21 protein-coding genes are annotated in these 20,389 nt (G+C 31.3%); 11 read left to right on the forward strand and 10 right to left on the reverse strand.

Translation table 11 applies throughout. The features are described 5' to 3' along the window. Window positions 1-63: 63 nt before the first annotated feature. From ACMHJW_RS04675 to ACMHJW_RS04685, 3 genes are read left to right on the forward strand one after another with little or no spacing between them, the layout of a single operon-like run. Window positions 64-294: a hypothetical protein gene (locus tag ACMHJW_RS04675; RefSeq protein ID WP_413532264.1), complete on the forward strand. Its 231-nt coding sequence runs from the start codon at window positions 64-66 to the stop codon at window positions 292-294. Next, window positions 287-1,327: a hypothetical protein gene (locus ACMHJW_RS04680; protein WP_413532265.1), complete on the forward strand. Its 1,041-nt coding sequence runs from the start codon at window positions 287-289 to the stop codon at window positions 1,325-1,327. The genes ACMHJW_RS04675 and ACMHJW_RS04680 overlap by 8 nt, the downstream gene beginning before the upstream one ends. Before the next feature lie 18 nt (window positions 1,328-1,345). Continuing rightward, complete coding sequence (locus ACMHJW_RS04685) at window positions 1,346-2,077, forward strand: GLPGLI family protein (protein WP_413532266.1); 732 nt, start codon at window positions 1,346-1,348, stop codon at window positions 2,075-2,077. A 52-nt stretch (window positions 2,078-2,129) separates the two neighbouring features. Here the strand turns inward: ACMHJW_RS04685 and ACMHJW_RS04690 are convergent, their stop codons facing one another. The 5 genes from ACMHJW_RS04690 to recQ form a co-directional block, all read right to left on the reverse strand. After that, entirely contained in the window at window positions 2,130-2,903 is a 774-nt protein-coding gene (locus tag ACMHJW_RS04690; protein ID WP_413532267.1) for a class I SAM-dependent methyltransferase, read from the reverse strand. Window positions 2,904-2,912: 9 nt separating this feature from the next. After that, window positions 2,913-3,722 (reverse strand): type I methionyl aminopeptidase, encoded by an 810-nt coding sequence (map, locus tag ACMHJW_RS04695; RefSeq protein ID WP_413532268.1) that lies wholly within the window; start codon window positions 3,720-3,722, stop codon window positions 2,913-2,915. Next, the gene (locus tag ACMHJW_RS04700) at window positions 3,719-4,141 is read right to left on the reverse strand and encodes a BT0820 family HAD-type phosphatase (protein ID WP_413532269.1); all 423 of its coding nucleotides are present in this window, start codon (window positions 4,139-4,141) and stop codon (window positions 3,719-3,721) included. The genes map and ACMHJW_RS04700 overlap by 4 nt, the downstream gene beginning before the upstream one ends. A 20-nt stretch (window positions 4,142-4,161) precedes the next feature. Then, window positions 4,162-5,703, reverse strand: a complete 1,542-nt coding sequence (gpmI, locus tag ACMHJW_RS04705; protein ID WP_413532270.1) for a 2,3-bisphosphoglycerate-independent phosphoglycerate mutase — start codon at window positions 5,701-5,703, stop codon at window positions 4,162-4,164. 62 nt (window positions 5,704-5,765) lie between these two features. Next, the gene (gene recQ, locus ACMHJW_RS04710) at window positions 5,766-7,967 is read right to left on the reverse strand and encodes a DNA helicase RecQ (RefSeq protein ID WP_413532271.1); all 2,202 of its coding nucleotides are present in this window, start codon (window positions 7,965-7,967) and stop codon (window positions 5,766-5,768) included. A gap of 164 nt (window positions 7,968-8,131) precedes the next feature. Between recQ and ACMHJW_RS04715 the strand changes: the two genes are divergently transcribed. The 6 genes from ACMHJW_RS04715 to ACMHJW_RS04740 all read left to right on the forward strand — a co-directional run bounded on the left by ACMHJW_RS04715 (window position 8,132) and on the right by ACMHJW_RS04740 (window position 13,825). Next, window positions 8,132-9,097, forward strand: a complete 966-nt coding sequence (locus tag ACMHJW_RS04715) for a KpsF/GutQ family sugar-phosphate isomerase (protein WP_413532272.1) — start codon at window positions 8,132-8,134, stop codon at window positions 9,095-9,097. 3 nt (window positions 9,098-9,100) lie between these two features. Continuing rightward, window positions 9,101-9,934 (forward strand): twin-arginine translocase subunit TatC, encoded by an 834-nt coding sequence (gene tatC, locus ACMHJW_RS04720; protein WP_413532273.1) that lies wholly within the window; start codon window positions 9,101-9,103, stop codon window positions 9,932-9,934. 68 nt (window positions 9,935-10,002) lie between these two features. Further along, a complete protein-coding gene (locus ACMHJW_RS04725; RefSeq protein WP_413532274.1) occupies window positions 10,003-10,749 on the forward strand; it encodes an electron transfer flavoprotein subunit beta/FixA family protein in 747 nt (248 codons plus the stop codon). 26 nt (window positions 10,750-10,775) lie between these two features. Next, the gene (locus ACMHJW_RS04730; RefSeq protein ID WP_413532275.1) at window positions 10,776-11,732 is read left to right on the forward strand and encodes an electron transfer flavoprotein subunit alpha/FixB family protein; all 957 of its coding nucleotides are present in this window, start codon (window positions 10,776-10,778) and stop codon (window positions 11,730-11,732) included. A gap of 107 nt (window positions 11,733-11,839) precedes the next feature. Next, on the forward strand, window positions 11,840-12,472 hold the full coding sequence (locus ACMHJW_RS04735; protein WP_413532276.1) for a bifunctional nuclease domain-containing protein: 633 nt from the start codon (window positions 11,840-11,842) through the stop codon (window positions 12,470-12,472). A gap of 18 nt (window positions 12,473-12,490) precedes the next feature. Beyond that, a complete protein-coding gene (locus tag ACMHJW_RS04740; RefSeq protein WP_413532277.1) occupies window positions 12,491-13,825 on the forward strand; it encodes an MFS transporter in 1,335 nt (444 codons plus the stop codon). Between the two features lie 59 nt (window positions 13,826-13,884). On the opposite strand, the gene ACMHJW_RS04745 is transcribed toward ACMHJW_RS04740, so the two are convergent. The 3 genes from ACMHJW_RS04745 to ACMHJW_RS04755 all read right to left on the reverse strand — a co-directional run bounded on the left by ACMHJW_RS04745 (window position 13,885) and on the right by ACMHJW_RS04755 (window position 17,870). After that, a complete protein-coding gene (locus ACMHJW_RS04745; RefSeq protein WP_413532278.1) occupies window positions 13,885-14,382 on the reverse strand; it encodes a dihydrofolate reductase in 498 nt (165 codons plus the stop codon). Window positions 14,383-14,452: 70 nt separating this feature from the next. Continuing rightward, window positions 14,453-16,987 (reverse strand): M1 family metallopeptidase, encoded by a 2,535-nt coding sequence (locus ACMHJW_RS04750; RefSeq protein WP_413532279.1) that lies wholly within the window; start codon window positions 16,985-16,987, stop codon window positions 14,453-14,455. Window positions 16,988-17,075: 88 nt separating this feature from the next. After that, a complete protein-coding gene (locus tag ACMHJW_RS04755; RefSeq protein WP_413532280.1) occupies window positions 17,076-17,870 on the reverse strand; it encodes a thymidylate synthase in 795 nt (264 codons plus the stop codon). 335 nt (window positions 17,871-18,205) lie between these two features. Here ACMHJW_RS04755 and rlmB point away from each other — a divergent pair, with 335 nt between their 5' ends. Beyond that, on the forward strand, window positions 18,206-18,955 hold the full coding sequence (gene rlmB / locus ACMHJW_RS04760; RefSeq protein WP_413532281.1) for a 23S rRNA (guanosine(2251)-2'-O)-methyltransferase RlmB: 750 nt from the start codon (window positions 18,206-18,208) through the stop codon (window positions 18,953-18,955). Window positions 18,956-18,967: 12 nt separating this feature from the next. Further along, entirely contained in the window at window positions 18,968-19,285 is a 318-nt protein-coding gene (locus ACMHJW_RS04765; protein ID WP_413532282.1) for a hypothetical protein, read from the forward strand. 37 nt (window positions 19,286-19,322) lie between these two features. Here the strand turns inward: ACMHJW_RS04765 and ACMHJW_RS04770 are convergent, their stop codons facing one another. Together ACMHJW_RS04770 and xrtF are read right to left on the reverse strand one after the other, a co-directional pair. Beyond that, window positions 19,323-19,769, reverse strand: a complete 447-nt coding sequence (locus ACMHJW_RS04770) for an exosortase F system-associated membrane protein (protein ID WP_413532283.1) — start codon at window positions 19,767-19,769, stop codon at window positions 19,323-19,325. Further along, window positions 19,759-20,301 carry an exosortase family protein XrtF gene (gene xrtF, locus ACMHJW_RS04775; protein ID WP_413532284.1) on the reverse strand — a complete coding sequence of 181 codons (543 nt, stop codon included), beginning with the start codon at window positions 20,299-20,301 and terminating at the stop codon, window positions 19,759-19,761. The genes ACMHJW_RS04770 and xrtF overlap by 11 nt, the downstream gene beginning before the upstream one ends. Between the last annotated feature and the right edge of the window lie 88 nt (window positions 20,302-20,389).

Consider the following 20,389-nt stretch of genomic DNA (forward strand, 5'->3'; position numbering starts at 1 on the left):
TTTTCGATCATGAGTTGTGCTAGCACTCAAAGTACTTTAATTAAGAATAATATTCAACTGAATATGTCTAAATCTCAAGTGCAAGAAAAACTTGGAAAGCCTTTTAAAATAGGATCTCGAACTGAAAATTCTGATGAAAGAATAGATTTATTTTACTATAAAGAAGTATTATGGACAGGATTAGAAAACGTATCTGTCGAAAATATTCTAATTTTTAAAAATGATATTCTCATCGAAATCAAACAAGGAACGGAAAGTGATAATAGACAAATTGTAATTAAAAAGAATGACTAAATTTTTTTACATTTTTTTATTGTTTACAATTTCGGTTAATGCACAGATTATCAATGTGAAAATATTAGATTTTTCAGACGATTTACCTTTGTATGATACTGATATTTATTTCATGAATTCGACAAAGAATTTTGTTTCAGATCAGAAAGGAAAAGCGATTGTTGATTTGGATAATGTTTTGCAAAATGATGAATTAATTGTTTCGAAAAAAGGTTATCAAGATGCAAAACTTAAAGTTTCGGATTTAGAATCTGAATTGATAATTAAGCTCGAAAAAGTATCAGAAGTAGAACTTCAAGAAGCTTTTGTTACCAATTTGAAGGCAGAAGATATTTTGAAAAAAGTGATTGATAATTATGATAAGAATTTCAATACTGAACAACATTTTTATAAAGTGAATTTCACGTTTGATGCGATTATAGATTCTATTAACAGAGATTTTCTTGATGTTGATTTACAGTTTCGTTTTAAAAAAGATCAACTAAAAATTTATTCTAATAATATTGTGAATAAACGAATTATCGGTGAAGGAATTCATCAAAAATCTGTATATAGAATGATTCATTATTTTAATAATATTTCACTTTTGAATCTTATAAAAGATATGTACAAAAAGCTTGAAGCAAAAATGTATGATGATGAAAAAGTTTTGATTGTAAAATATGCAGACAAATTTATGTATGAAGTTGAGCTTAAGAATTCAAAAACAAATGTTACAAATAGTTTTTTGATTGATAAAGAGACTTTTGCTATTGTAGAACATAAATCTTTTCAAGAAAATAGATATTTTGAAAATGATGGTTCTAAAATAAATTTTAATGAAGTTGTCTACAAATACAGACCTTATCAAAATAAATGGATTTTAAAAGAAAGTTACAGAAATTGGAATGCTACTTATTTAGAAACCGATAAGACTGAGCATATGAATGATGTAAAAATAAAAATTGAAGTTAAAGATTTTAGTGCGCAACCTTTTCCAGAATTTAATAAATCTGTGAATGAAAAAATGGATATTCGTAAAAGTTTTAAATAATCAAAACAACTATAAAAAATGAAAAATGTAATAATTGGATTAACCTTATTTTTAGGAATTAATTTATTTGCTCAAACTGAGAAAGAAAGTATTAGAGCAACATATAAAACCGAATTTATCTTCGATTATGAAGAATCTAAGGATATGTTTCCAAAAGATTTACAACAAGCTTTTAAAATAGCCATTAACAGAGGAATTTTTGTTGATTTTATATTAGAAAGTAATAATAATTTATCTGTTTTTAGAGGAGATACTAAGATAAATAATGCACAAGACGAAGCAGATATTGTTGTGCAAAAGATTTTAGCTTCTGAACAAAATCCGTTGTATAAAGATTTTTCAAAAAATGAATATTACAAACAATTTGATATTAATGTTAAAACATATTTAGTAAAAGAAAATATTCCTGATTATCAATGGAAATTGACAAAGGAAAAATCGGTTATAAATGGTTATAATGTTATTAAAGCAATTGGAAAAGATGGAGATGGAAATGAATTTATTGCTTGGTATTCTCCTGAAATAAAATACAAAGATGGTCCGTATAACATTGCTAATTTACCAGGTTTGATAATACAAGCAGAAATTATTACGCCATATTTCAAAACGATTTTTAAATTGGATAAACTTGAAATTTTGAAAGAAAATCTAAAGATTACTTTGCCAAAAAAAGGTAAAATAATGACATTTAAAGAAATGCAAAATGATATGCATTCGGTTGAATCTTCGAATGAAGGAGTTGATAAATAATCAAAATAAAAGCGTTACTAAGAAAAGGTAACGCTTTTATTTTTTATTTTAATTATGCTTTTGGTTTACGAACAACGGGTAAAATTTCACCTTTTTCTAAGCAATATTTTCGAACATCTTCCGAAGGAATTTGTTTGGTATAATCTACTTTTTCTACAATAAATCCAACATCTTCCAAACGTTTGTAATAATCCAAACCATAAACACGAACGTGATCATATTGTCCAAATTTTTCTTTGCGTTCTTCTTTTGTTGTTATATTAGGATCTTCGTATGTTACATCTCTTTGATATGAAATTGGTACTTGGAATATTCCCCAACCTCCAGGTTTCATTACACGATATAATTCGCTCATCGCTTTGTGATCGTCTTCTATATGTTCTAAGACGTGATTACAAAAAATAATATCGAATGTATCATCTCCAAAAGGTAAATCACAAATATCAGCTTTTACATCAGCCAAAGGTGATTCGATATCACTTGTGATGTATTCAAGATTTTTCATTGAACGAAAACGCTTGATAAATGATTGTTCTGGAGCAATATGCAAGACCTTTGCTTTTTCGGTAAAAAAAGAAGTTTCATTTTTTAGATACAACCACATCAAACGATGTCTTTCTAACGAAAAAGTTCCAGGCGAGAGAACATTATCGCGCTGTTTTTCATAACCATAAGGCAATAAACTGTAATAACCTTGTCCATCTATAGGATCTACGAAACGATTTCCTTTCATAAACCAAACGAGAATAGGACGAATAATATAACTACCTTGTATCAATAATGGACGAGGTAGAATATTCATGATTTTTTTTAAAAGCTTTTTCACAAAAGTTTTTTAAGGTTTGAATAAAAATGATTTTTCTTCATCAGATTCGATACCTAATGCATCGTAAATAAACTGATAAGTAGACAATAATTTTGGTTCACCATCTACCACACAAACATCGTGTTCGAAATGAGCCGAATATTTATCATCGCGCGTTGTAACTGTCCAACCATCTTTATGAAAGAACACTTTTTCAGTTCCCATATTCACCATTGGTTCGATAGCTAAAACCATTCCTTCTTCAATTTTTTTACCTGATCCACGACGTCCGTAATTTGGTACTTGTGGATCTTCGTGCATTTTACGACCTAATCCATGTCCAACTAATTCACGAACAATTCCGTAACCTTCTTTTTCACAATATTGTTGAATTGCAAAACCTATGTCACCAACACGATTTCCTTTTTTCATTTGTTCAATTCCTTTGAACATAGATTCTTTTGTAATACGTAATAATTTTTCGGTTTCAGCATCAACTTCGCCAACAGCAAATGTATAAGCATGATCTCCGTAAAAATCATTCATGTAAACACCACAATCTATAGAAACAATATCGCCTTCTTTAAGAGGTTCATCGTTAGGTATACCATGAACAACTTGTTGATTAGGCGAAATACAAAGATTTTTTGGAAAGTCGTACATTCCTAAAAATGCAGGATATCCTCCATTGTCGCGAATATATTCACCACCTAATTTATCTAAATGATTGGTTGTAACACCAGGTACTACTTCTTTGGCTAACATTCCTAAGGTTTTTGAAACCAATTGAGCACTTAGGTACATTAGTTCTAATTCTTCTTTATTTTTTAAATGTATCATAATCCAAAAAAACCTTTTTTCTTTTTCTTCTCAGGAGCTTTTTGCCCATTTTGGTGAACATTTAATTCAATCTTTTTTGTGATGATTTGATAAACGTCGCTCCAACCTGGAAAACCTCCTAAATTTCTATCGTCGATAAAGATATCGGCATTTATTTTGCGACTTTGCGTATTTTTATCAAAATCTTCTCCTTCAAAACTATTGTTTACAGCATAAAACTCAATACCGTTTTCTCTACAAAACTCAACAGCTTCATCTAGTGCTTTTCCACTTCTGTAAGTCCATAATGTAAGTCGGTATCCGTCATTTTGTAATTGACGTAAAGTTTCAAAAGCAAAAATTTTCGCCTTTCCAATAGCAGGATATTTATCATCTACAATAGTTCCGTCAAAGTCTACTGCAATAATTTTGTTAATCATTATTTATAATTAAGTTTAAGTTAGTTTGTTGTTTTGTTTATAATTACATTTCCAGTCATTTCAGTAGGAATTTCAATTCCCATTAAAGTTAGAATTGTTGGCGCAATATCTCCTAATTTTCCGTGTTCAACATTCCATTCGATATTTTTTTGAGCCAAGATAACTGGAACTGGGTTTGTAGTATGTTGTGTATTTGGAGATCCATCTTCGTTCATCATAAAATCTGAATTTCCGTGGTCAGCTAAAATAACAACGTTGTAACCATGTTCTAATGCAGCATTTACAATTTTTTCCGCACAAGAATCTACTACTTCAGCAGCTTTTATTGCAGCAGCCATGACACCTGTATGACCAACCATATCTGTATTAGCAAAGTTTAAACAAATAAAATCAGCAGATTCCTTTTCGATTTCAGGAACAATTGCATTTGTAATATCATAAGCAGCCATTTCAGGTTTTAAATCGTAAGTAGCAACATCTCTTGGTGAAGCACATAAAATACGAGATTCTCCAGTTAAAGGCTCTTCACGACCACCGTTGAAAAAGAACGTTACATGCGGATATTTTTCAGTTTCAGCAATACGAATTTGTTTACGACCTGCATTTGCAATAATTTCTCCTAATGTGTTTACAATATTTTTTTCATCAAAAATTACCGCAACTCCAGTATATGTAGCATCATATTCTGTTAATGTGATATATTTTAGATTTAATTTATGCATTCCAAAATCTGGAAAATCATGTTGTGTTAAAACTTCTGTAATTTCACGTCCGCGATCTGTTCTGAAATTGAAACAAATGACAACATCATCATTCTCTATTTTTGCTTTTGGCTGACCATTTTCATCTGTTATAATAATCGGTTTGATAAATTCATCAGTTACGCCTTCTTTATAAGATGCACGAATTGCTTCTAATGGATCTGTTGTTGTTTCACCAACTGCATTTACCATTGCATCGTAAGCTAATTTTACGCGTTCCCAACGTTTATCACGATCCATTGCGTAGTAACGACCTGTAATCGTAGCAATTTCACCCGTTGATTTTGTCATGTGATTCATCAATTCGCTGATAAATCCTTCACCAGATTTAGGATCAGTATCGCGACCATCTGTAAATGCGTGTACAAAAACATTTTCGTGTAAACCAGATTGATTTGCGGCATCCAATAAGCCTTTCAAATGATTGATATGTGAATGCACACCACCATTAGAAACTAAACCAATGAAATGTACTTTTTTGTTATTTTCTAAAGCATATTGAAAAGCATCTTTTAAGATAGGCTCATTTTGCAATGTTCCTTTTTCAACTGCCATATTAATGCGAACTAAGTTTTGGAAAACAACTCGTCCTGCACCTAAATTCATGTGTCCAACTTCCGAATTTCCCATTTGTCCTTCTGGTAAACCAACGGCCAATCCAAAAGTATCTAAAGTAGAATGTGGAAATTTTTCGAAACAACTGTCTATAAAAGGAGTGTTCGCTTGAGCGATTGCTGAGACTGCAGGATTTGGTCCAATTCCCCAGCCATCTAATATCATTAATATTGCTTTATTATTCATATGTTTTGTAATAATTAAGCCCAAAGATAAGAATTCCTTGGGCTGAAGTTTATTTTAATGGTTTAATTCGCGACTTCGCTAATAAATTTGATTCGCATCAAACGTAATTCTTCATCATCATAATCGTCACCAAATTCTTCTAATAATGAAGACATTGAATCAGATTCTGCATCCATCAAGAAATCATAAATTTCTTCTTGTTGGTCTTCGTCTAAAATTTCGTCAATGTAATAATTGATATTTAGTTTTGTTCCTTGATAAACAATACTTTCCATTTCAGAAAGTAAATCGCTCATCGACATATTTTTTGCTTCTGCAACATCTTCTAAATTCAATTTTCTATCTGTCGATTGAATGATGTAAACTTTGTGGCTAGATTTATCCGCAACTTGTTTTATCACCATATCTTCAGGTCGAATGATATCGTTGTCTTTTACATATTGTGCAATGAAATCAACAAATTCTTTTCCAAATTTTTGAGCTTTTCCTTCTCCAACTCCAAAAACATTCGTTAATTCTTTCACGGTTGTTGGATATTGCATTGTCATATCATCTAAACTAGAATCTTGGAAAACTGCAAATGGAGGAATTTGATGTTTTTTAGAGATTTTTTTGCGTAAATCCTTTAATTGTTTTAGTAAAACATCATCAAAAGCAACTGGAGCAGACGAAGTTTCTTCTTTGTCGAAATTTCCTTCCGATAACAATTTTTTGAAATCAATATCTTCTGCTATTTCAAAAGAAGATGGTTTAGCAATGAAATCTTTTCCTTCTTTGGTAATTTTTAAAATTCCATAAGATTCAATTTCTTTTTCTAATAAATTGCGAACAATTAATTGACGTAAAATTGATTTCCAATAATAATCTTCTTTTGCTTTTCCTATTCCAAAAAAATCTTCTGAACTTAAATTGTATGATTTTGTGATAGAAGTTTCTTTACCAACTAAGACATTTACAACATCATTTAATTTTAATTTTTGATTAGTTTTTTGAATAACTTGTAAAGCAGTTACGGCATCATCTTTTGCTTCAACCATCTTTTTAGGATTGCGCATATTGTCATCCATATTTGCGCCTTCTCCATTTTTATCGTCAAATTCTTCTCCAAAATAATGTAATAAGAATTTGCGTCGAGACATTGAGGTTTCTGCATAAGCGACAACTTCAGAAAGTAATTGCATTCCAACTTCGCGTTCCGCAACTGGTTTACTTGCTAAAAACTTTTCTAGTTTTTCGATATCTTTATAATCGTAGAAAGCGATACAAATCCCTTCACCACCATCGCGACCAGCACGACCAGTTTCTTGGTAATAACTTTCTAATGATTTTGGCATATCGTAATGCATTACAAAACGTACATCAGGTTTGTCAATTCCCATTCCGAAAGCAATTGTAGCTACTACAACACTTGCGTCTTCCATCAAAAACATATCTTGATGTTTGCTACGTGTTTTGGCATCTAAACCTGCATGATAAGGAATGGCATTGATTCCGTTTACTTGTAAAAGTTGAGTGATTTCTTCAACTTTTTTACGACTTAAACAATAAATTACACCAGATTTACCTTCGTTTTGTTTGATAAATTTGATGATTTGTTTGTCTTGATCAACCTTTGGTCGAATTTCGTAAAATAAATTAGTACGATTAAAAGAATCTTTAAATACTTTTGCGCTTTGCATTCCTAAAGTTTTCTGAATATCTTCTTGTACTTTAGGTGTTGCTGTGGCTGTTAAAGCAATAATAGGGGCATCACCAATTTTGTTAATAATCGATTTTAGATTACGATATTCTGGTCGAAAATCGTGTCCCCATTCAGAAATACAGTGCGCTTCATCTATTCCAAAAAAAGAAATTTTAACCGATTTAAAGAAATCGACATATTCTTCTTTTGTCAAAGACTCTGGTGCAACATATAACATTTTTGTTACTCCATTTTTGATATCCGTCATCACAGTTTTTGTTTCTGACTTATTCAAAGATGAGTTTAATACATGGGCAATTCCGTTATTTTCCGAAATTCCACGTATAGCGTCTACTTGATTCTTCATTAAGGCGATTAAAGGTGAAACAATAATCGCGACTCCATCTGACATTAATGCCGGTAGTTGATAACATAAAGACTTACCTCCGCCAGTAGGCATCAAAACAAATACATCTTCTTTATTAAGTAAGCTTGTAATGATTTCGTGCTGCTGTCCTTTAAATTGGTCAAAACCAAAATATTTTTTTAGGTAAGATGTTAAGTTTTTCGAAGTGGCTTCCATCTACACAAAAGACTAAAATTAATATTATAAATTAAATAGTTCCTATATTTGATAACTCTTAAATATACACATAAATTTAATATGATTTATATATAATTGAGTGTAAATAAAAAAGGAGAGTAAAATTACGAAAAATTTTAAAAATAGACAATAGAAATTTTATTGTGGGAAATTCAGAATTAATACAAATAGCGCAAGGTGTTTTTCGAGAAGAAATTCATGCGCTTGAAGCTATAGCTTCTCGTATTAGCGAGCCTTTTGTTGATGCGGTAAATGCGATATATAATTCAAATGCAAAATTGGTGGTTGTAGGAGTTGGGAAGAGTGCGCATATTGCAAATAAAATTGTAGCTACTTTAAATTCTACAGGAACTCCAAGTCAATTTTTACATGCGACAGAAGCTATTCATGGCGATTTAGGTCTTGTACGACCAGAAGATGTTGTAATTTGTATCTCGAAAAGTGGAAATACACCAGAGATTACTTATTTGGCTCCAATTCTTAAACAATATGCTTCAGTTTTGATTGGTTTAACATCAAATTTGAAATCAGAATTAGCAAAAAACTCGGATATTGTTTTAGATGTTAATGTAGATAAAGAAGCTTGTCCAGTAAATTTAGCACCAACAACATCTACAACAGCTCAGTTAGTGATGGGGGATGCTTTGGCAGTTGCTTTGATGAAAATGAGAACATTCACACAAAACGATTTTGCTAAATATCATCCAGGTGGTGCCTTAGGAAAACGAATGTTGTGGACGGTTGAAAATATTGTTGATCCGGAAAGAAAACCTTTTGTGCATCAAGATTCTTCGATTACCGAAGTTATTAATTCATTAACATCTGGTCGACATGGAATTACAGTTGTTATAGATGAAGATAAAATAGTAGGCGTTATTACAGATGGAGATTTGCGTCGAATGTTATTAAATAATGAAACATTTGGCCATTTGAAAGCGAAAGATATTGCATCGATGAATCCGAAAACGATAAAAAAATCTGAAAAAGCAAGAGAGGCTTTAGCTATTTTGCGTCACAATAGTATCGGACAATTAGTAGTGGTTGATGAAGATAATCAGTATTATGGAATATTGGACATTCATTCAATTTTAAACGAAGGAATCGAATAAGATATGGCAAATAATTCAAAATCAAGTATGTCATTTTTGGCTCATGTTGGTGAGTTAAGAGGACATTTAGTTCGTTCTATTTTATCAATAGTAGTTACATCAATATTTGTAGCAATTTATTGGGACGAATTGGTGGAACATGTGATTATGGCTCCATTAAAATCTACTTTTCCTACGTTTGATATTTTTAATCAATTTGGTGAATTAACAGGCTTTGGAAAAATTTATACCGAATCATTTGATATTTCGAAAGAGTTAACGAATCTTAACCCTTCAGGACAAATTACATCTCAATTTTTTGCGGTAATTGTCTGTGGAGTAATTCTAGCTATTCCATACATTATCTACGAAATTTGGCGATTTGTAAAACCGGCTTTAAAAGAAACTGAACGAAAATATGCAGGGTTTACCATTTTTGCCGTTTCATTTTTCTTTGTAACAGGAGTGTTATTTAGTTACTATATGCTATTGCCATTGTGTACACAATTTTTGTTTACTTATGATCCTTTCGGTGTAGGAAATACATGGACTTTGCCAAGTTATATCGACTTATTTGTTCAATTGTTATTATCGATGGGCGTAATGTTTTTAATGCCTGTTTTTGTTTACTTCTTAACTAGTATTGGAATTTTAACACCTAAGTTTTTGAAAGAATATCGCAAACACGCATTTATCGTTGTGTTGGTGATTGCCGCTGCAATTACACCAAATGATGTGTACAGCATGATACTGGTAACAATTCCACTTTGGTTATTGTATGAATTGAGTGTATTGGTTTCAAATTCAGTTTATCAAAAGCAATTGAAAGCAAAAAGTAAGGACTTAATAAAGAATTAACAATATTATGCTTGCATAATAAAATATATTAGCTATTTTTACATAAAAGATAAAATAAACACAAAATTATGAAGATATTAGTTTGTATTAGTAGTGTTCCAGATACTACAGCAAAAATCAACTTCACAGCTGACGGAAAATCATTTGATAAAAATGGTGTTCAGTTCGTTATTAACCCACATGATGAATTTAGTTTAAATAAAGCAGTAGAGTTACAAGAAAAACAAGGTGCTACTGTTACGATTTTAACTGTTGGAGATGCAACTGTAGATCCAGTTATGCGCAAAGCTTTAGCGATTGGTGCAAATGACGGAATTCGTATCGATGCTGATGCTCGTGATGATTTCTTTGTTGCAACACAAATTGCAAAAGCTACTAAAGATGGTGGTTTCGATTTAATCTTGACAGGAAAAGAATCAATTGATTATAATGGAGGATCTGTACCAGGATTAGTTGCAGCAATGTTAGATTATGGTTTCGTTAACGGATGTATTAATCTTGACGTAGAAGGTTCTTCTGTGAAAGCTGTTCGCGAAATAGATGGAGGAAAAGAAACTGTAGAAGTTGCTTTACCAGCTGTTATTGCAGGACAAAAAGGATTGGTAGATGAAGCTGCTTTAAGAATTCCTAATATGCGTGGAATTATGCAAGCGCGTACAAAACAAATTAATGTTGTTGCGCCAGAAGCAACTGAGACGAAAGTTGAAGTTGTTGGTTATGTAAAACCTGCAGAAAGAGGTAATGTAACATTAATCGACAAAGACAATGTAGCAGAATTGGTAAGATTATTACACGAAGAAGCTAAAGTAATCTAATTATTCATCTAAAAAGAAATTAAAAAATGGCAATTTTTGTATACGCAGAGTCACACGACGGAAAATATAAAAAAGCAGGATTAGAAGCAGTCTCTTACGCAAAAGCTACAGCTGATGTTGCTGGAGATACTGTTACTGCAATCGTTTTTGGAAATGCTAGTGCTGACGAATTATATAAATATGGAGCATCTAAAGTAGTAAAAGTACAAAATGATGTTTTAGCAAAATTTGATGCAAATTCTTATGCAAAAGCTTTGGCAGAAGTAGCACAAGGAGATGTTGTAGTTTTACCTTCTACAAACGAAGGAGCTACAATTGCACCAGTTTTAGCATTCAAAACAGGAGCTTCTTTAGTAACAAATGTAGAAAAAGCACCAACAGCGGTTTCTCCATTTACAGTTGCGAGAAAAGCTTTCTCAGGAAAAGGAATTGAAACAGTTGCAGTTTCAGGAAAAGTGGTTGTAACAGTTTTACAAAATGCTTTTGGAACAAAAGAAAATGAAGTATCAGGTTCAGAAGAATCATTTTCAGTATCAGTTTCTGATGCAGATGTTAAAGTAAAAGTAGTTTCAACAGAAATGGCTTCTTCAGATAAGATTGATTTAAAAGAAGCAGACATTGTTGTATCAGCTGGTCGTGGTATGAAAGGTCCAGAAAACTGGGGAATGATCGAAGATTTAGCAAAAGTTTTAGGTGCTGCAACAGCATCATCTAAACCAGTTGCTGATATCGGTTGGAGACCACATGCAGAACACGTAGGACAAACAGGAAAAGCAATTGCACCAAATTTATATATTGCAGTTGGTATTTCAGGAGCTATTCAACATTTAGCTGGAGTAAATGGATCTAAAACGATTGTTGTAATCAACAATGATCCAGAAGCACCTTTCTTTAAAGCAGCAGATTACGGAATCGTAGGAGATGCTTTTGAAATTGTTCCTAAATTAACTGAAGAGTTAAAAAAATATAAAGGTCAAGCTTAATCATTTTAAGATTATAAATTCAATCCGAATCATTTAGATGATTCGGATTTTTTTATTCATTAAAAAAAGATTAAATATTCATCAGTTTTTCATAGATTTACACCCAAATGGACAATTTAATTAGATTAAATATTAAAGGAATTTCTTACAGTCAAACTCAAACTGGCGCATATGCGTTGATTCTTGAGGAAAATGTAGGAGGAAGAAAATTACCTATTATTATTGGAAGCTTCGAAGCGCAATCAATTGCATTGGCTTTGGAGAAAGATATTAACCCACCTCGTCCATTAACCCACGATTTGTTTATTTCATTAGGAAAAGAATTTCAATTAAATGTCGATTCTATTTATATTTATAAATTGGAAGATGGTGTTTTTTATTCGAATATTGTTTTTGTAAATAATGAAGGACAACGTGCCGAAATTGATTCAAGAACTTCTGATGCGATTGCATTGGCTGTTCGTTTCAATGCACCTATCTATGCTTATGAAAATGTTGTAGAAAAAGCCGGTATTCATTTAGACGTTATTGAAGAAGAAGAAAATATACGTCGTGCAGCAAATAACTACGAAGATGATTTGGATATTTTGGCTGGTTTAGAATATGAATTGTCTGATGTAAATGAATATGAAGGTTGGACAAAATCTGAATTAGAAGCTGAAATGGAAAAAGCTGTGAAGAATGAAGATTACGAATTGGCAGCGCGCCTTCGTGATCAAATCGATAACATGGGAAACTAATAACTATTTCAAATAATTATGTCTGTAAAGCTTAGACTTACAATCATGAGTTTCCTTGAGTTTGCGGTATGGGGAGCATACCTAACTTCTATGGGAAATTACTTAGGATCAGTTGGCTTAGGTCCAAAAATTGGTCTTTTTTACGCGATGCAAGGTATTGTATCGATTTTTATGCCCGCCATTATGGGTATTGTGGCAGATAGATGGATTCCTGTACAACGTTTGTTAGGATTAAATCATTTATTAGCTGCTATTTTTATGTTTGCAGCGGGTTATTACGGAATGACAGTTGGAAACAATGTAGATTTTACAACAATTTTCGCTCTTTATTCAGTTAGTGTAGCGTTCTTTATGCCAACAATTGCGCTTTCTAATTCAACAGCCTACTCAATTTTAAAACAAAATAAATTAGACACAATTAAAGCCTTTCCACCGATCAGAACGTTTGGTACAGTTGGTTTTATTGTAGCGATGTTATTTGTTAATTTCTCAGGATTCAAAGATGGTGTTTTTGGATTTAACTTTTCGAATGATTCATCATTTGTAAGTTTTCAATCCAACTATTTTCAATTTTTTGTATCAGGAGTTTTAGGAGTTGTTTTATTTTTATACAGCTTTTTATTGCCTGTTTGTCCAGTAAACAAAAGTTCTGAAAAACAATCTATTTCAGATGCATTTGGTTTAAAGGCTTTTGCATTATTCAAAGATAGAAAAATGGCAATTTTCTTTATCTTTTCAATGCTTTTAGGAGTTTCTTTACAAATTACAAATGGATATGCAAATCCTTTTATTACAACATTTAAGGATGTTCCAGAATATGCCAATACATGGGGAGCAAGTAATGCGAATGCATTAATTTCGTTATCTCAAGTTTCAGAAACATTATGTATTTTATTAATTCCTTTTGTGTTAAAACGATTCGGAATAAAAATAGTGATGTTAATGGCAATGGTAGGTTGGGTGTTACGTTTTGGATTATTCGGTTTAGGAGATCCAGGACCTGGTGTTTGGATGTTTATTTTGTCAATGATTGTGTATGGAATTGCGTTCGATTTTTTCAATGTATCAGGTTCATTATATGTAGATAAAGAAACAAACAAAGAAATTCGTTCTTCTGCACAAGGAGTTTTCATGATGATGACAAATGGTTTTGGAGCTACAATTGGAATGTTAATTGCACAATACATTGTTAATCATTATGTGTTTAGTAAAACAGATTTGGTTGAGCAATTAGAAGGTTGGAGACATTCTTGGCTTATTTTTGCCGGATATGCTTTGGTTGTAACCGTTTTATTTGCAATTGTGTTCAAATACAAACATAATCCAAACGAAGTACAAGAAATAAAACACTAAAGTGTAAAATAGTATAAAAATAAAAAAGCAAGAATTTTAATTCTTGCTTTTTTATTTGTTTAGTTTTCTTTATCTATTTTTTTATACGTTACAAAAGAGTAAGCATACGCATGTTTTTCATCTTTTTTAAAATCTTCTCTTTCAATTTCTTCCCATTCATCCGCATCTATTTCTGGGAAATATGTATCTCCGTCAAATTCGTGGTGAACTTCAGTAACGTACAAAATATCTGTAAATTCCATTGCTTGTTTATAGATATTTCCTCCACCAATAATGTAAATATCATCGTCAATCTTTTTTGCTATTTCAATAGCTTTTGGTAAAGAAGATGCAATTTCAATACCTTCTGCATTCCAATTCTGATCTCTTGTGACAACAATATTGGTACGATTTGGTAAAGGACGACCTAATGATTCGAACGTTTTTCGTCCCATAATAATAGGATGTCCAGAAGTTAATTCTTTGAAATGTTTTAAATCATTTGGTAAGTGCCAAATTAAATCATTTTTTGCACCAATCACGTTGTTGCTTGCTTTTGCTACTACAATGTTTATCATAAGTCAGTTATAAGGTAAAAAAAGCTATCCTTTTTGAGGATAGCTTAACAAATATAATAATTTTAGCGAATTATTTCATTTTATTTATTGCATCTTGTAATTGTTCCACTTGTTTTGCAACAGATGCATTTTTTATTGTTTTTTCCGTATTCATCTTTGCTTGCAATGCTTTTTCAGCCATTATTTTTACAGCTTGTCCAGCTTGCGGATTTTGCTCTTTTAGATATGGATAATAACGTGAATATGTTTTTGCAATTTCTGCTGTTGCATCTGGTGTATCATTATTCATAATCCAATTGAAAGCTTGTTCTGCAACTTTTCCTTTTACTGGATCTTGGAATTTTACAAATTCATACATTGCCGCAGATTCAGAGATTAAAGAAGCTTTGTCCAATTGATTATTTTTAATCCAACTAGGAACTAAAGCCATTGCTAAATCTGGTGAACCTTTGATAACTTCGTCATCAAGATTAGCTGTTAAATCGTTAATTTTTGAAGGATTATTTTTTAAAATTCCTGTTAATGCTGCTCCTTGAACACTAAATGAAGGGCTTTTAGAAGCTTTCTCAAAAATCTCAGCATCATAAATATTAGCATCATTCAAAGCGCCCAAAGCTGCTGCTTGTACTAAAGTTTTTGGATCATTAGAAGCCAATTCTTTTAATTTTGAAACAGCTTTATCAACAATCGTTTTCGATTGTGTATCCAGTTTGTGAATTGCATAAATTCTTAATCCTTCAAATGAATCTCCTAAAGCGCTAATTAAAGCTTCTGCAGCTTTCGGATTAGTTGCTTGCGCATTTGCCATTGCATCAATCGCTAATAAACGTGTTGTGTAATTTCCTTTGCCGGCTTTGTATTGTGCAATGAAATCTTCGACAGGTTTCTTGTCGTCAATATCAGCTAATAAAACTTGATCAGCATTTGGAATAACAACATCAGGTTTTTTATTGGCAGAAAATTCGAATGTTGTTTCAGCTTGTTTTGGAACCCAAACTTGTTGACGTGTTGTTTTTCCATTTTCAACAATATCAATCGCAAAAGGGAATTCGAATAATTTTGAAGCATCTTGACGAACAACAACTTTTACTTTTTTATTCGCTGATGAATAATCAGAAACAACGGTTAATTTTGGATGACCATTTTCGTAATACCATTGATTGAAAAACCAATTCAAATCACGACCAGAAACTTCTTCCAATGCTAAACGTAATTGTGCAGATTCGGCTTTTCCGTATTCGTTATCTTTCAAATATTTATTCAAACCTTTGAAGAAAGCATCATCTCCTAAGAAATTTCTCAACATATGTAAAATGATTCCTCCTTTGTTGTACGAAACGCCATCAAACATATCTTCGCGAGAATTATAATGAACTCGAACTAAATTTTTTGTTGGTCCATCGCCATGTTTATAACCAAACATTTCGTTGTAACGATGTTCATCTGCTTTCTCTTTTCCGTATTTATGTTCGAACCATAAATATTCAGAATAATTTGCAAAAGATTCATTTACAGTTAAATTTCCCCAGCTTTCAGCTGTAACTAAATCTCCAAACCAATGGTGAAATAATTCGTGAGCAATTACATATTCTGCTGTGTTCTCATCAACTAATTGTCCAGCTTTTTGTTGAACGCCATCATGAAATAAAGAAGCTGTTGTGTTTTCCATTGCTCCAGAAACATATTCGCGCGCTGTCATTTGCGCATATTTGTCCCAAGGATAAGGATAGTTTAATTTGTCAGAAAAGAATTGAATCATTTCTGGTGTATTACCAAAAATTTGTTTTGCAACATCTTTGTACGCTGGCTCTACATAATAATCAACATTGATATTTTTCCATTTATCATTGATTATTGCATAATCTCCAATTCCGAAAAAGAACAAATAAGGAGCATGTTTTTTATCAAATTTCCAATAATCTGTTTTTGTTCCATCCGAATTTTTCTTCGAAGATTTCATCGTTCCATTTGATAATGAAACATATTTATCAGGATATGTTAATGTGATTTCTTGAGAAGTTTTTTGATTTGTTTTATCAATTGTTGGGAACCAACAAGAAGAAGATTCGGTTTCGCCTTGCGTCCAAATTTGTGTTGGGTAATTTGGTCGTTCTCCTTTCGCATTGATAAAGTAAACTCCTTTTGCATCATTTATAGCTGCGCTTCCTTCTTGTTTTACTTCATTCGGACGAGCTGTATATTTGATGTAAAGCGTATATTCTTGATCTTTATTATATTCTTTGTCTAAATCGATAACCAATTGTAGATCATCATATTTATAATTTAATTTCTTTTTTGTTGATCCGTTTACTAAAGCAACTTCGTGAATTAACATTGCTTTTGCATCCAAAGTAACTTTGTTTGTCGTATAAAAATGAGGTTTCAATGTAACCCAAGCTTCACCTAAAACATGCTCTTTTGCATAATCAAATTTAAGATCTAATTTTGTGTGAACCAGATTATTGATGCGTTCTGCTTCTGCACGATAAATGTCTAATTTATTCGTTTGATTCTCATTATAACTTGGTGGTGGTGTCATTACTTGCGCACAAGTAAGACTTGATATGATAAAGGCTGATGAAAGCCAAAGAATGCGTTTTCTCATCTTAAATTTTTTATTCTATTGGTTGATAATTTTCTCGAAAAGTTACAAAAAAAGCCTCTAATTTAGAGACTTTAAGTGTTTTTTATGATTAAACAGCTACAATTCCTTTGATGTGAGGATGTGCTTGATAATTTTCTAATTCGAAATCTTCGAAAGTAAAATCAAAAATGTCTTTTACATTCGGATTTATTTTCATTGTTGGAAGAGGAAAAGGTTCGCGTGTTAATTGTAATTCAACTTGTTCAAAATGATTTTTGTAAATATGTGCATCGCCAAACGTATGAACAAAATCGCCAACTTCTAAATCACAAACTTGTGCAACCATCATTTGTAACAAAGCATATGATGCAATGTTGAAAGGAACTCCTAAGAAAATATCTGCGCTACGTTGATACAATTGCAATGATAATTTTCCGTCGTTCACATAAAATTGAAAAAAAGCATGACAAGGAGCCAAAGCCATTTGATCTAATTCACCAACATTCCAAGCAGAAACAATAATTCGGCGCGAATCGGGATTATTTTTTATTTGATCGATTGCGACTTTTATTTGGTCAACAACTTCTCCATTTTGTTTTCCCCAAGAACGCCATTGATGACCATAAACTGGTCCTAAATCACCATTTTCATCGGCCCATTCATTCCAAATTCGTACACCATTATCTGTTAAATATTTGATATTTGTATCGCCTTTCAAAAACCATAATAATTCGTAAATAATCGATTTTAAATGTAATTTTTTTGTTGTCACTAAAGGAAATCCTTTCGATAAATCAAAACGCATTTGGTAACCAAAAATACTTTTTGTTCCCGTTCCTGTTCTGTCTTCTTTAAAAGATCCTTCTGTCAAAACCTTTTTACATAAATCGTGATATTGCTGCATTTTGAGTATATTTAACCTTTCAAATTTAGTGATTTTTTTTAGAATGAAAATTAGTTTAATTCTTACAATTTTAGTGCTTTTTATGTTTTTTGCTTCATATAGTAAATCAAATTTCGGGCGAAAAATTACGCAACATTTTTATTTTCAAACCTTATTTAATGTTGTTTTAGTGATTGTTTTTATTTCAAAAATTATTCACATTAAGTTAAATTTAATCTCAATGATTTCGCTAATTATCATTGGTTGCATGTTGTATATGAGTATTCCAAATTATTTACAACAATTGAGAAGAAGGATTGGTAAATAGTTACGTATAATTTTTTATCTTTGCATTTATGAAAAACGAAGCAGGAATTTTTGGTTTAAGACCAGTAATAGAAGCGATTGAAGCAGGTAAAACAATCGATAAAATTTTTATTCAAAAAGGTTTACAAGGTGAAATTTTTTCAGAATTGAGAAAATTAGTAACTGAATATGAAATTCCTGTAAGTTATGTACCTGTAGAAAAACTAAATCGTTTTACTGGGAAAAACCACCAAGGAGTTTATGCCTTTATTTCGCCAATCGAATTTGATTCAATCGAAAATGTATTGCCACAAATTTGGGAGCAAGGAAAAACGCCTTTTATCTTAATTTTAGATCGTGTTTCTGATGTTCGTAATTTTGGTGCAATCTCTCGTACAGCAGAATGTGTTGGTGTTGATGCGATTATTATTCCAGCAAAAGGTTCGGCTTCTGTAAATGCAGATGCAATCAAAACTTCGACAGGAGCTTTGTATAATATTCCAGTTTGTAAGGAAGGAAATTTAGTGAATGTTATAAAATATTTACAATCGGCTGGAATTTCAATTTTTAGTGCATCTGAAAAATCAGCAGAATTTATTTATGATGCAGATTTCTCTGTACCTGCAGCAATTGTAATGGGAAGTGAAGAAGATGGAGTTTCTGATTCTATTATTAAAATATCAGATAAAATTATTAAATTGCCAATGGCTGGACAAACTGCTTCATTGAATGTTTCGGTTGCAGCTGGAGCAATTTTATATGAAGCTGTTCGCCAAAGAATATTACAAGATTTATTTTAAAAACATATAACGATGACCTATTCTACTTTTATTGGATTTTTGTTGATTGCGATTAGTATTGCAATGTATTATTTTACAAATTTGGATATCTCAAGATTATTTTCAGATAAAGAATTTTTGGTAGGAATTACTGGAGGTGCTGGAATCGGATTTATTTTTGGAGGATTTTTAGGTTGGCTTTATAAATACAAAGCAGTGAATAAAGCGAATGCTGAAATAGCAAACGAAGAAAAACGTAAAATTGCTGAACAAAAAGCACAAGAAGAAGCGGCTAAAGAACAAGCAAAATTAGATGCTCAAAAGGATAAAGAAGAATCAGGTTTATTGTAAAAGATAAATTAGATAAACATAAAAAAACGGTCGAAAATTAATTTTCGACCGTTTTTTTATGTTGTATTTCTTGGTAATAAAAACAAGGAACTAATAGCAATAAAAACATAGGCTGAATAAGAAATCTCCTTATGTAAAAGAAAACCATTTCGCCTGATGAAAAATGAGTTGAAATCAAATAATTATAAATAGGCAAAAGAACGATTAATCCTATAATCATAATGATGATTGAGAATTTAACGTAACTTTTTTTCCAGAAAATAAACCAAATAATTAATACTGTTAATAATGTATTAAGAAGATAGCGAACCATAAGGCTTGCATTTAATTTTGCTAAATCGATTTCAGGAAATCTTGGATGGCCAACTAAATGAAAATATTTTAAGAAAGGATCGTAAAATAAAACATCTTCGAATTTTCGGACTAATATTAATCCAAAAACAAGTAAAATAGCAATTGCGTAACGTAAATATTTATTTGGCATTTCTTTTATTGTATTTTGTTACAAAAAACTTAATCCAAACAATCCATAGAATTACGATAGAGCCATAAATAATTGCTGGGAATAAATAATCGTGTGCCATTTTACCATATTCATCGTGATATCTAAAAATGTAATTTAGCAACATAATTCTCAGAATATTCATTACAAAAAGGATTGCTAAACCAGATAAAATAAACAAAAAAGTTTGTTTGAAATTTGTGTAAAAAGCAACGATAAAAGCAATAAAAATAATTAGAATAGAAATCGCATTACAACCTTCATTTACAATAGAAGCAACTTGTCCATCCATTACCAAACGCATCCAAGGCTGATTTTCTGCAATATTAGAAAAAGTAAAAAAACCACATTTATTCAACCCAAAAGCTGTAATATCTGATGTTAATTTTGTAAATGGATCTGGAATGTTATGTGGTAAATATTGATCTAAATACAATTTATAAACTAAGCTCAGAATAATGTAAGTACCTAAAAAACGTAAAAGGAATAACAATAAGGGTTTAAATTCTTTCATTGGGTTAAAAAATTTCAAACAAATATAAATGAAAATCATCATCTTTTGATTAAGTTATGATTAATCAATAAATTTGCTCTTTATAGAA

It is taken from the genome of Empedobacter brevis (assembly GCF_965118635.1).
Lineage (GTDB): Bacteria > Bacteroidota > Bacteroidia > Flavobacteriales > Weeksellaceae > Empedobacter > Empedobacter brevis_A.

What these genes read in the sequence shown, in the direction of transcription:
- ACMHJW_RS04675 (WP_413532264.1), top strand. Translation starts at nt 64, where the DNA reads ATGTCTAAATCTCAAGTGCAAGAAAAACTTGGAAAGCCTTTTAAAATA.
- ACMHJW_RS04680 (WP_413532265.1), top strand. Translation starts at nt 287, where the DNA reads ATGACTAAATTTTTTTACATTTTTTTATTGTTTACAATTTCGGTTAAT.
- ACMHJW_RS04685 (WP_413532266.1), top strand. Translation starts at nt 1,346, where the DNA reads ATGAAAAATGTAATAATTGGATTAACCTTATTTTTAGGAATTAATTTA.
- map (WP_413532268.1), bottom strand. Translation starts at nt 3,722, where the DNA reads ATGATACATTTAAAAAATAAAGAAGAATTAGAACTAATGTACCTAAGT.
- ACMHJW_RS04700 (WP_413532269.1), bottom strand. Translation starts at nt 4,141, where the DNA reads ATGATTAACAAAATTATTGCAGTAGACTTTGACGGAACTATTGTAGAT.
- gpmI (WP_413532270.1), bottom strand. Translation starts at nt 5,703, where the DNA reads ATGAATAATAAAGCAATATTAATGATATTAGATGGCTGGGGAATTGGA.
- recQ (WP_413532271.1), bottom strand. Translation starts at nt 7,967, where the DNA reads ATGGAAGCCACTTCGAAAAACTTAACATCTTACCTAAAAAAATATTTT.
- tatC (WP_413532273.1), top strand. Translation starts at nt 9,101, where the DNA reads ATGGCAAATAATTCAAAATCAAGTATGTCATTTTTGGCTCATGTTGGT.
- ACMHJW_RS04725 (WP_413532274.1), top strand. Translation starts at nt 10,003, where the DNA reads ATGAAGATATTAGTTTGTATTAGTAGTGTTCCAGATACTACAGCAAAA.
- ACMHJW_RS04730 (WP_413532275.1), top strand. Translation starts at nt 10,776, where the DNA reads ATGGCAATTTTTGTATACGCAGAGTCACACGACGGAAAATATAAAAAA.
- ACMHJW_RS04735 (WP_413532276.1), top strand. Translation starts at nt 11,840, where the DNA reads ATGGACAATTTAATTAGATTAAATATTAAAGGAATTTCTTACAGTCAA.
- ACMHJW_RS04740 (WP_413532277.1), top strand. Translation starts at nt 12,491, where the DNA reads ATGTCTGTAAAGCTTAGACTTACAATCATGAGTTTCCTTGAGTTTGCG.
- ACMHJW_RS04745 (WP_413532278.1), bottom strand. Translation starts at nt 14,382, where the DNA reads ATGATAAACATTGTAGTAGCAAAAGCAAGCAACAACGTGATTGGTGCA.
- ACMHJW_RS04750 (WP_413532279.1), bottom strand. Translation starts at nt 16,987, where the DNA reads ATGAGAAAACGCATTCTTTGGCTTTCATCAGCCTTTATCATATCAAGT.
- ACMHJW_RS04755 (WP_413532280.1), bottom strand. Translation starts at nt 17,870, where the DNA reads ATGCAGCAATATCACGATTTATGTAAAAAGGTTTTGACAGAAGGATCT.
- rlmB (WP_413532281.1), top strand. Translation starts at nt 18,206, where the DNA reads ATGAAAAACGAAGCAGGAATTTTTGGTTTAAGACCAGTAATAGAAGCG.
- ACMHJW_RS04765 (WP_413532282.1), top strand. Translation starts at nt 18,968, where the DNA reads ATGACCTATTCTACTTTTATTGGATTTTTGTTGATTGCGATTAGTATT.
- ACMHJW_RS04770 (WP_413532283.1), bottom strand. Translation starts at nt 19,769, where the DNA reads ATGCCAAATAAATATTTACGTTACGCAATTGCTATTTTACTTGTTTTT.
- xrtF (WP_413532284.1), bottom strand. Translation starts at nt 20,301, where the DNA reads ATGAAAGAATTTAAACCCTTATTGTTATTCCTTTTACGTTTTTTAGGT.